The sequence below is a fragment of the Streptomyces sp. NPDC091271 genome (assembly GCF_044757505.1).
In the GTDB taxonomy this organism is placed as follows: Bacteria; Actinomycetota; Actinomycetes; order Streptomycetales; family Streptomycetaceae; genus Streptomyces.
This window is the reverse complement of the sequence record NZ_JBIVVD010000003.1, coordinates 582,630-593,002: the sequence shown is the minus strand read 5'-3', so window position 1 is coordinate 593,002 and position 10,373 is coordinate 582,630. Positions and strand designations below refer to the sequence as shown.

Genomic DNA, 10,373 nt, shown 5'->3' with positions numbered 1-10,373 from the left:
CCTCGGCCGGCTCGGCCTGCTCAACGGAGGCGGCCGGTGTGGCCGACGTGACGTCCTCGGCGGCGGACGCGCCCGGCGCGCCCGACGGCGGGCCGGCGGGGCGGGACGCCGCGCGGCGCCTGCGGCGCGGCGGCAGCTTGTCCCCGGGGGCGTTGTTGTCCTCCGTGTTTACGGAGTTTCCGGTGTTACCGGGTTCGTTCGGCTCGTGCATGCGGGCGGTTCTCCCGTCGCGCTCCCGGGCGCCACGCCTTGTTCCGGTCCGACGCGATTCGCGCGATGTGCGCGATACCGCCGTCCGGGGCGCGGGCGCCGCACGGGAACTGATGTCTGGCTCGCCGGTTCCGTACGCGTTACGCACGGCCTGGCGAAAGTCTTATGGGGCGGTGCGCGGCCCGACCCAGGTGGCTCCCGAGTCCAAGGGCTGCGCTACAACGACCGCCTTACGCGGAACCTGCACCTTCCGGCGCCGTCGCGGCGGCTGCCGGATCGGCCGTGGGAACGGCCGGGGCTGCCTCGCGGTCAGGCGCGAGCGGGTCGGTCACCGTGCCGGACTCCTCGTCGAAGAGCCCCTGCGCCAGCCTGGTCACCGCTGCGGGGACCGGCGGCGCCAGGTCGGCCACAGCTCGGAGACCGGACAGGACGTCGTCGGGTCGCACGGCAGGTGTCACGTGCCGCACTACCAGGCGCAGTATCGCACAAGGCCTGTCCCCGGACCTATCAGGCTGTGGATCAAGGGCCTCCAGACCGGCGACCGCGGCACGGGCGTCGAAGGTCCGCATGCCGTTCTTCGCACGGCGCTGGACCTCCACGGTCTCCGCGCCCAGGAAGGCGGCGACGGCCTTTTCGGCGTCCTGGACGGTGACCCCGTCCAGCCGCATCTCCCATACGGAGGCGGTCAGCCGGTCCGCGAGGCCCGAGGTACGGGCCTCCACCGCGTCGATGACGTCGAGGCCGTCGGGCATCGACGCGTCGAGCAGCTTGCGCAGAGTGTCCGGATCCCGTGCCTCGGTGAGGGCGATCTCCAGGAATTCGGCCTCGCTGCCCGTCCCCGTGGGGGCGGCGTTGGCGTACGACACCTTCGGGTGCGGGGTGAAGCCGGCCGAGTAGGCCATCGGCACCTCGGAGCGGCGCAGCGCCCGCTCGAAGGCACGCTGGAAGTCTCTGTGACTGGTGAACCGGAGGCGGCCCCGCTTGGTGTAGCGCAGTCGGATGCGCTGCACCGCCGGTGCGGGCGGCGGGCCTTCGGGCTGTCGCTTGCCCAGTGGTTCTTCTCCTCGGTGCGGGGCGGCCGCGGTGGCGTGCCGCCCACGAAGTACAGGGTGCCCCGGGGTGCCGCTCCGGCTCACCCCCGCTTGACGGTTTCGTCGGCAAGCAGGGAGATCTCGGGTGCGGGCGCCGCGCTGGGGACAGTCGTTGTCCTACCCAGGGTACGCGCAGCGGACCCATCGAGTTCCCGCGCGTCCGTGACCTGCGGTGGTCCCACCAGTGCGCGCCACGCGTCCCTGCGGGCCGCGCGGAGGGTCTCCCGGGCCGAGGCGAGTGCGCCGCGGGCCGCCCGTCCCGCCTCCAGCGCGACCCGCTTGACGGGCGCCCAGGCCACGTCGCGCAGGAAGTGCCCCACCGGTGTGCACACCGCGCGGTAGACCCAGGTCACCGGCGCACCGACCAAGTGCCACGCCAGCCAGGCCAGGGCGCGGCCGACGGCGCGGGAGATGAACCCGGCGATCCGCCAGGCGACACCGAAGGCCGCCGCGATCTCCCGGCCCACCGGCGCCAGGACCCGGCGGTACACCCACGCGAGCGGCAGCACGACCAGGGTCATGACCAGCCATACGACGGCGGTCCACAGCCCCCGGCCGGTGGCGGCGATCCCTTTTCCGGCCATCAGGAGCGTCCACGCGATGCCGTGTCCCACCGGGGTCAGCACATGCCGGTGGACCCACACGAGCGGCAGCACGACCAGGTGGACCACGAGCCGGTCGGCCGCGATGCCGAGCGGCTTCAGGACGTACCGCCACACGCCGACGGCGGGCCACACCAGGAGGAAGGTGACGAGTCCGGTGACCGCCGGGACGAGCAGCTTGGCGTACACCCACCGCAGGCCGTGTCCGGCCGGGGTGAGCACGGCTCCGTAGAGCCACACCAGCGGGACGACGACCCCGTACCGGACGACCGGGACGACGACGTAACGCCACAGGCCTACCCAGGGCCATACGAGAACGGCCACGGTCAGCCAGGCGAGCGCTCTCCCGGCCGGGACGAGCATCTGGTCGTACAGCCACTCCAGCGCCCGTCCGAGGGGGCGCAGCAGCACCCGTTCCGCGAGACGGCCTCCCGCGACGAGAAGGTCCCAGAGCATCCGGACCGGCAGGACCAGGACGAGCACCACGATCCTGACGGGAATCCTGACGACGGTCGTCAGACAGCCTTCTCCGCCTTCGTGCGGCGTGGGCGTGCGGCGCTTGTCGAGGTCCATACCGTCAGGGACGCGAAGACCCTCCCAGGGGTTTCCCGGCGGGGAAAAACTCCGTTACGCCGCCTCCCGGAGCACGACGGGCGGTCCGGGAGGGGAGCACACCGCCCTGACAGCGGTCCGCCCCGCCGGGCAGGGGCCAGGCGGGGCGGGAACGGCTGTCACCCGTACGAGGGCGCGGTGTTACTTCACCACTGTGAGCGGCAGGAGCTTCTTCCCGGTGGGGCCGATCTGGATGTCCAGGTCGAGCTGCGGGCACACGCCGCAGTCGAAGCACGGCGTCCAGCGGCAGTCCTCGACCTCGGTCTCGTCGAGGGAGTCCTGCCAGTCCTCCCAGAGCCAGTCCTTGTCGAGACCGGAGTCCAGGTGGTCCCAGGGCAGGACCTCCTCGTACGTCCGCTCGCGGGTGGTGTACCAGTCGACGTCGACGCCGAAGGCGGGGAGCGCCTTCTCCGCGCTCCTCATCCACAGGTCGTAGCTGAAGTGCTCGCGCCAGCCGTCGAAGCGGCCGCCGGACTCGTAGACCTCGCGGATGACGGAGCCCACCCGGCGGTCACCGCGGGAGAGCAGGCCCTCGACGATGCCGGGCTTGCCGTCGTGGTAGCGGAAACCGATGGAACGGCCGTACTTCTTGTCGTCGCGGATCTTGTCCCGGAGCTTCTTCAGCCGGGCGTCGGTGTCCTCGGCGCTGAGCTGCGGGGCCCACTGGAAGGGGGTGTGCGGCTTGGGCACGAAACCGCCGATGGAGACGGTGCAGCGGATGTCGTTCTGCCCGGAGACCTCACGGCCCTTGGCGATCACGTTGACCGCCATGTCACCGATCTGCAGGACGTCCTCGTCGGTCTCGGTGGGCAGGCCGCACATGAAGTACAGCTTCACCTGGCGCCAGCCGTTGCCGTACGCGGTGGCGACCGTACGGATCAGGTCCTCCTCCGAGACCATCTTGTTGATGACCTTGCGCATGCGCTCGGAGCCGCCCTCGGGGGCGAAGGTGAGGCCGGACCTGCGGCCGTTGCGGGTCAGCTCGTTGGCCAGGTCCACGTTGAACGCGTCGACGCGGGTGGAGGGCAGCGAGAGGCCGATCTTGTCGTCGGTGTAGCGGTCGGCGAGGCCCTTGGCGATGTCACCGATCTCGGTGTGGTCCGCGGAGGAGAGCGACAGGAGGCCGACCTCCTCGAAGCCGGTGGCCTTGAGCCCCTTCTCCACCATCTCGCCGATGCCGGTGATGCTTCGCTCCCGCACGGGACGCGTGATCATGCCGGCCTGGCAGAAACGGCAGCCGCGGGTGCAGCCGCGGAAGATCTCCACGGACATCCGCTCGTGGACGGTCTCGGCGAGGGGGACGAGCGGCTGCTTGGGGTACGGCCATTCGTCGAGGTCCATGACGGTGTGCTTGGACACCCGCCACGGCACGCCGGACTTGTTGGGCACGACGCGGCCGATGCGGCCGTCGGGGAGGTATTCGACGTCGTAGAAGCCGGGGACGTAGACGCCGCCCGTCCTCGCGAGACGGAACAGCACCTCCTCGCGGCCACCGGGCCGGCCCTCGGCCTTCCAGGCGCGGATGATCTCGGTGATCTCCAGGACGGCCTGCTCGCCGTCGCCGATGACCGCGCAGTCGATGAAGTCCGCGATCGGCTCGGGGTTGAACGCGGCGTGGCCGCCCGCCAGCACGATCGGGTGGTCGACGGTGCGGTCCTTGGACTCCAGCGGGATGCCCGCGAGATCGAGGGCCGTGAGCATGTTGGTGTAGCCGAGCTCGGTGGAGAAGCTGAGACCGAACACGTCGAAGGCGCCGACGGGGCGGTGGCTGTCCACGGTGAACTGGGGCACCTTGTGCTCGCGCATCAGCTCCTCGAGGTCGGGCCACACGCTGTACGTGCGCTCGGCGAGGACGCCCTCGCGCTCGTTGAGCACCTCGTAGAGGATCATGACGCCCTGGTTGGGGAGTCCGACCTCGTAGGCGTCCGGGTACATGAGTGCCCAGCGGACGTCGCACTCGTCCCACGGTTTGACGGTGGAGTTCAGCTCACCGCCGACGTACTGAATGGGCTTCTGCACATGCGGGAGCAGAGCTTCGAGCTGTGGGAAGACCGACTCGGCAGACATCTGAGGACCTTCGTAGCTGGCAGGGGTGACCACCAAGCGTAACCCGGTGCTCAGCCTTTCAACGCCGCGCGAAGCTCCGGCCGTGACGCCCGGGCCCAGACCTCGGGCAGCTCGCGTTCCCGTGCCGCCGCCGCGGCCTCCTCATGCCCGTAGAGGAGGCCCCAGGTGAACGCGGACTCCCCCGCGCCGTGGGCCTGCACCGCCAGGGTGCGCAGGGCGTCCCGGGATACGACGCTGTCCTGGTGGTCTCCGAGGACCGACTGCACGGACTTCATCCGTTTGGCGAACTTCTTGGCCGGTTTGCCCAGCGCCGGCCTGGCGGCCTCGGCGGCGTACCGGACGCGCTTGGCGGCCTTTCGCGCCTCGTGCATGGCCACGTCGCGTTCCGCGCCGGGCTGCTGGTCCAGGGCGTGCTCGACGCGGGTGGCGAGGCGTTCGTAGTCCTTGAGCACGGCGCGGGGCAGGGCGTCCCGCGGCGGCCGCGCGGCTGCGGGGAGCAGGGGCGGGTCGGCGAGGAGAGCGTCCAGGGAGTCCAGCAGGGCAAGGTAGCGCTCCGAGTCGAGCACGGAGGCGACCCGTCGGCGTGAACCGGTGCGCCTGGCGACGGAGGTGAGCGTCAGCCGGGCGCTCACGGGGCCGAGGAGGAGGGTGTCGGGCAGTGCGGCGGCATGGGAGCGGAGCCGTTCACCGAGGACTTCCTGGTCGCGGTCGACCCCGAGCTCGGCGGCGAGCCACTTCAGCTCGGCGCGGAGCGGATCGGTGACGTTCCGGTCGAGCACCTTGCGGTACGTCCTGAAGGCGCTGCGCAGCCTGCGGGTGGCGACCCGCATGCGGTGCACGCTGTCGGGCAGGTCGCGGCGTACGGCGGGGTCGAGCTCGACGAGGGCCGTGACCTGGCGGCGTACGTAGGCGAGGACATGGTCGCCCGCGGTGCGCGGGGAACGCTCCTTCGTCTTCGCCGGCCGCGGCTTCCCGGGAGCGGTCTCGGCCAGCGCCCTGGCCAGCTTGGACGGCGCGGCCGAGGGCCGGACACCGGCCTTGCGCAGCCGCCGCTCGACGGCGTCGAGGACGGCGGGGTCGACGCCGTCGGCCAGCTCGACCTCCAGCTCGGTCCACGCCGACGTGGTGCCGTGCCCCTCCTCGGTGAGCCGCTCCGCGAGGACCTCGTCGATGCTCAGCTCGGCGAGCAGGGCTCCGCCCTCGTCGAGGAGGTGGTGGACGTCCCGGGCGGAGAAAATCCGGACGACGGGGGTCACCGGCGTGTTCCGCACCCGGGAGCGGAGCAGCTCGCCGAGGGCGGGCGGCAGGGTGTCGGTGAGGGGGGCCCTGATCTCGTCACGGACGTCGGCGGAGACGGGGAGCTTGAGGTGCCACCCGGCGTCGTCCCCTCCCGTTCTGCGGCGCAGCGTGAGGGAGTCCGAGGCCAGCCGGAAGTCCTCGGTGTCGTAGTAGACGGCGTCCAGCTCGCTGAGGCCCCGGTGGACAACCGTGGAGACCCCGGCCGCACGGGTCAGGTCGGGCAGTTTGGTCTCGGGAGTCGCTTCGTACTTTCGCTCGATCTCACGCTTCGAGTCCGCCATATGACGAACCTATCCGCGATGCCCCCGGATATGCAGAACGGAGCCGAGGCCGTCCGGCCTGAGCCGGACGGCCTGTGCGGGACGGCCTGTGCGGGACGGCCTGAGCGCTCAGGCCGACATCGGCCGTTGCACCTTGATCGACTGAAGCAGTCCGACGGCCACCCAGACGGCGAACATCGACGAGCCCCCGTAGGACACGAACGGCAGCGGAAGTCCGGCCACCGGCATGATCCCGAGTGTCATGCCGATGTTCTCGAAGGACTGGAAGGCGAACCAGGCGATGATGCCGGCGGCCACGATCGTCCCGTACAGCTCGGTCGTCCCCCGGGCGATACGGCAGGCCCGCCACAGGACGACGCCGAGCAGGACGATGATCAGTCCGGCTCCGAGGAAGCCGAGCTCCTCGCCCGCGACGGTGAAGACGAAGTCGGTCTGCTGCTCGGGGACGAACTGACCCGTCGTCTGGGAGCCGTTGAAAAGCCCGGTGCCGGTGAGTCCGCCGGAGCCGATCGCGATGCGGGCCTGGTTGGTGTTGTAGCCGACGCCGGCCGGGTCGAGCGCCGGGTTGGCGAAGGCCGCGAAGCGGGCGATCTGGTAGTCGTCCAGGACGCCGAGCTGCCAGACGGCCACCGCCCCCGCCGTGCCCGCGCCGAGGAGCCCGAAGACCCAGCGGTTGGACGCGCCGGAGGCGAGGAGCACGCCGAGCACGATGACGGCCATGACCATCACGGAGCCGAGGTCGGGCATCAGCATGACGACGGCCATCGGGACCAGCGCCAGGCCGAGGGCCTTGGCGACGGTCCGGTGGTCGGGGTGCAGCTGGTCGCCCGCGTCGACCCGGGCGGCGAGCAGCATCGCCATGCCCAGGATGATCGTGATCTTGGTGAACTCGGAGGGCTGGAGGGAGAAGCCGCCGGGAAGCAGGATCCACGCGTGCGCGCCGTTGACGGTCGCGCCCAGCGGGGTGAGAACCGCGAGGACGAGCAGGACCGACAGCCCGTAGAGGACCGGCACCGCCCCCCGCAGGGTGCGGTGCCCGAGCCAGAGGGTGCCGATCATCAGCGCGAGGCCGATGCCGGTGTTGAGCGCGTGCCGGAAGAGGAAGTAGTAGGGATCGCCGTGCGTGAGGGACTCACGGTTACGGGTCGCCGACCAGACCAGCAGCGAGCCGACGAAGGACAGCGCGAGTGCCGATCCGAGCAGGGGCCAGTCCAGCCGCCGCACGACGGAGTCGCGGGCGGTGAGCTTGACCCAGACGGAGCGTTCCTCGGGGGCGTAGCGCGAGACGGAGAAACCTGCCATCAGTCCCGCCTCCCCACGGTCGCGGGCAGGGCGCCCGCGAGCGCCTGCGTCCCGTCGTCGACGGGCGCGGGGGTGTACGGCTTGATCTTGGGCGACTCGATCTGGCCGTCCGGCTTGATCTTGGGCAGGGTCTTCTGGGGCGCGGGCAGCAGCGCCTTCTTGAGGTCCTGCTTGCCGCTCGCGTCGAGCCCGTAGAGCGCGTTGTAGATGTTGCGCACGGCGGGGCCGGACGCTCCGGAGCCCGTACCACCCTGGGAGATCGTCATGACGATCGAGTAGTCCTTGGTGTACGTGGCGAACCAGGAGGTCGTCTGCTTGCCGTAGACCTCGGCCGTGCCCGTCTTGGCGTGCATCGGGATCTTGTCCTGGGGCCATCCGCCGAATCGCCAGGCGGCGCTGCCCACGGTCGCGACTCCCGCGAGGGCTTTGTCTATCTTGTCGCGCGTGTCTCCCTTGAAGGGCAGCTTGCCGTGGGCCTGGGGCGCGATCTCCTGGACGTCCTTGCCGTCGCCGCTGACGACGGCCTTGCCGACGGTCGGGTCGTACAGGGTGCCGCCGTTGGAGATCGCGGAGTAGATCGTCGCCATCTGGATCGGGGTGACGAGCGTGTCACCCTGGCCGATCGAGTAGTTGACGGAGTCACCGGCGCGCATCTTGTTGCCCTCGATGCACCCTTCGTACGCGATCTTCTCGACGTACGTGCCGTTCTTCTTGCCCTGCTTGCACCAGGCCGCCTTGTTGGCGTCGTAGAAGTCCTGCTTCCACTGGCGGTCGGGAACGCGGCCGGCGACCTCGTTGGGGAGGTCGATGCCGGTCTCCTTGCCGAGCCCGAACTGGTGGGCGGTCTTGTAGAACCAGTCCGCCGGGTCCTTCTTCGGCTTGTTGCCGCCGTCCTTCGCCCATTCCTTGTGCGCCAGGCCGTAGTAGACGGTGTCGCAGGAGACCTCGAGGGCGCGCCCGAGGCTGATGCTGCCGTAGCCCTGGGACTCGAAGTTCTTGAAGACCTGGCCGCCGATGGAGTACGAGCTCGGGCAGGGGTAGTTGCCGTCGAAGTCGTATCCGGCGTTGACGGCGGCGGTCGACGAGATGACCTTGAAGATCGAGCCGGGTGCGGCCGTGCCCTGGATGGCGCGGTTCAGCAGCGGGAAGTTCGACTTCTTGCCGGTGAGCTTGGCGTAGTCCTTGGCGGAGATGCCGCCGATCCAGGCGTTGGGGTCGTACGTCGGCAGGGAGGCCATGGACACGATGCGCCCGGTCTTGGCCTCCATGACGACGACGGCGCCGGAGTCGGCCTTGTACAGCTCGTTGGTGTTGCGGTCCATCTCCTTGCGGGCCGTCTCCATCGCCTTGTTGAGCTCGTACTCGGCGACGGCCTGGACCCGGGCGTCGATGGACGTGACGACGCTGGAACCGGGCTCCGCCTCGTCGTTCTGCGCCTGCCCGATGACACGGCCGAGGTTGTCGACCTCGTAGCGGGTGACGCCGGCCTTGCCGCGCAGCTCCTTGTCGTACGTGCGCTCCAGGCCGGAGCGGCCGACCTGGTCGGAGCGGAGGTAGGGCGAGTCGGAGTCCTGCGCCTTGGTGACCTCTTCGTCGGTGACGGGCGAGAGGTAGCCGAGGACCTGGGCGGTGTTGGCCTTGCCGGGTGCGGCGTAGCGGCGCACGGCGGTGGGCTCGGCCGTGATGCCGGGGAAGTCCTCGGCGCGCTCACGGATCGTGAGGGCCTGCTGGGTGGTGGCCTCGTCGGTGACCGGGATCGGCTGGTAGGGCGAGCCGTTCCAGCAGGGCTGCGGGGTCTTGGCGTCGCAGAGCCGGACCTTGTCCTGGACGTCCTTGGGCTTCATGTCGAGGACGTCGGCCAGCCGGGTGAGGACACCGACGCCGTCGTCCTTCATCTTCATGAGCTCGGTGCGGCTCGCGGAGACCACGAGGCGGGTCTCGTTGTCGGCGAGGGGCACACCGCGGGCGTCGAGGATGGCTCCGCGGACGGCGGGCTGCACGACCTGCTGGACGTGGTTGTTCTTGGCCTCGTCGGTGTACTCCTGCCCGTTGCGGATCTGGAGGTACCAGAGCCGGCCCCCGAGCGTCAGGAGCAGCGAGAAGACGAGGACCTGGATGACGACGAGGCGGATCTGGACCCGCTGGGTCCGGCCCGTCTCCGGGATGTTGCTCACGAGGTGCCCCCGGTGCTGGTGGGTCGGCAGGGGGTACGGGGGTCGCCCCCGGAAGAAGACAGCCTCACAGGCGCTTGACCCCCTTGATCCTTCCTGCGCGTGCGGCGCGGCTGCGGGCAGCCCGCAGGCGCATCCCGCCCCGCTGGCTGCCGATCCGCAGCCCGGTGCCGGTGGCCAGCCAGCCGGCGGCGACGTCACCGCTGCCGGAACTGTCGGCGACCGGGTCGTTCTCGGTGCGTCTGGCGAGCGCCATGATCAGCGGAACGGTGAACGGTGCCAGGAGCAGGTCGTACACCACGGCGGTGAACAGCAGGCTGCCCAGGCCCACATGACGGGCCGCCGTGTCACCGACGAGCGCGCCGACACCGGCGTACAGCAGGGTCGATCCGAGCGCCGCGGCGACGACGAAGGCCATCGGGGCGAACGCCGACTTGAGCTGGCCCTTCTCCGGGCGGGCCATTCCGGCGAGGTAGCCGATGACACAGAGCACCAGGGCGTAGCGCCCGGCGGCATGGTCGGCGGGCGGTGCCAGGTCCGCGAGGAGACCCGCGCCGAAGCCGATGAGGGCTCCGCTGACCGGTCCGTACACGAAGGCGAGTCCGAGGACCACGAGGAGCAGCAGGTCGGGGGTGGCTCCGGGCAGCTGGAGCCGGGCGAGGACGGAGACCTGGATGACGAGGGCGACGACGACCAGGGCGACGGCGAGCAGGATTCTGTTCAAGCGCATGAGGTCAG

Annotated in this window: 7 protein-coding genes and 1 pseudogene; all 8 read right to left on the bottom strand. The window is 70.5% G+C overall.

The window, feature by feature from the left end; all coding sequences use genetic code 11:
* Positions 1-211: pseudogene (locus ACIQM3_RS14455) on the bottom strand (hypothetical protein); the annotation flags it as partial.
* A 229-nt stretch (positions 212-440) separates the two neighbouring features.
* Positions 441-1,220 (bottom strand): TIGR03936 family radical SAM-associated protein, encoded by a 780-nt coding sequence (locus tag ACIQM3_RS14450; RefSeq protein WP_401623631.1) that lies wholly within the window; start codon positions 1,218-1,220, stop codon positions 441-443.
* A gap of 122 nt (positions 1,221-1,342) precedes the next feature.
* Positions 1,343-2,476: a hypothetical protein gene (locus ACIQM3_RS14445; protein ID WP_401623629.1), complete on the bottom strand. Its 1,134-nt coding sequence runs from the start codon at positions 2,474-2,476 to the stop codon at positions 1,343-1,345.
* Positions 2,477-2,656: 180 nt separating this feature from the next.
* Positions 2,657-4,582 carry a TIGR03960 family B12-binding radical SAM protein gene (locus tag ACIQM3_RS14440; protein WP_401623627.1) on the bottom strand — a complete coding sequence of 642 codons (1,926 nt, stop codon included), beginning with the start codon at positions 4,580-4,582 and terminating at the stop codon, positions 2,657-2,659.
* Positions 4,583-4,632: 50 nt separating this feature from the next.
* Positions 4,633-6,162 carry a CHAD domain-containing protein gene (locus tag ACIQM3_RS14435; RefSeq protein ID WP_401623625.1) on the bottom strand — a complete coding sequence of 510 codons (1,530 nt, stop codon included), beginning with the start codon at positions 6,160-6,162 and terminating at the stop codon, positions 4,633-4,635.
* 108 nt (positions 6,163-6,270) lie between these two features.
* A complete protein-coding gene (rodA, locus tag ACIQM3_RS14430; RefSeq protein WP_401623623.1) occupies positions 6,271-7,464 on the bottom strand; it encodes a rod shape-determining protein RodA in 1,194 nt (397 codons plus the stop codon).
* Positions 7,464-9,638: a penicillin-binding protein 2 gene (gene mrdA / locus ACIQM3_RS14425; RefSeq protein WP_401623621.1), complete on the bottom strand. Its 2,175-nt coding sequence runs from the start codon at positions 9,636-9,638 to the stop codon at positions 7,464-7,466. The genes rodA and mrdA overlap by 1 nt, the downstream gene beginning before the upstream one ends.
* 64 nt (positions 9,639-9,702) lie before the next feature.
* Positions 9,703-10,365, bottom strand: coding sequence for a rod shape-determining protein MreD (gene mreD, locus ACIQM3_RS14420; RefSeq protein ID WP_401623619.1), 663 nt, complete (start codon positions 10,363-10,365; stop codon positions 9,703-9,705).
* Between the last annotated feature and the right edge of the window lie 8 nt (positions 10,366-10,373).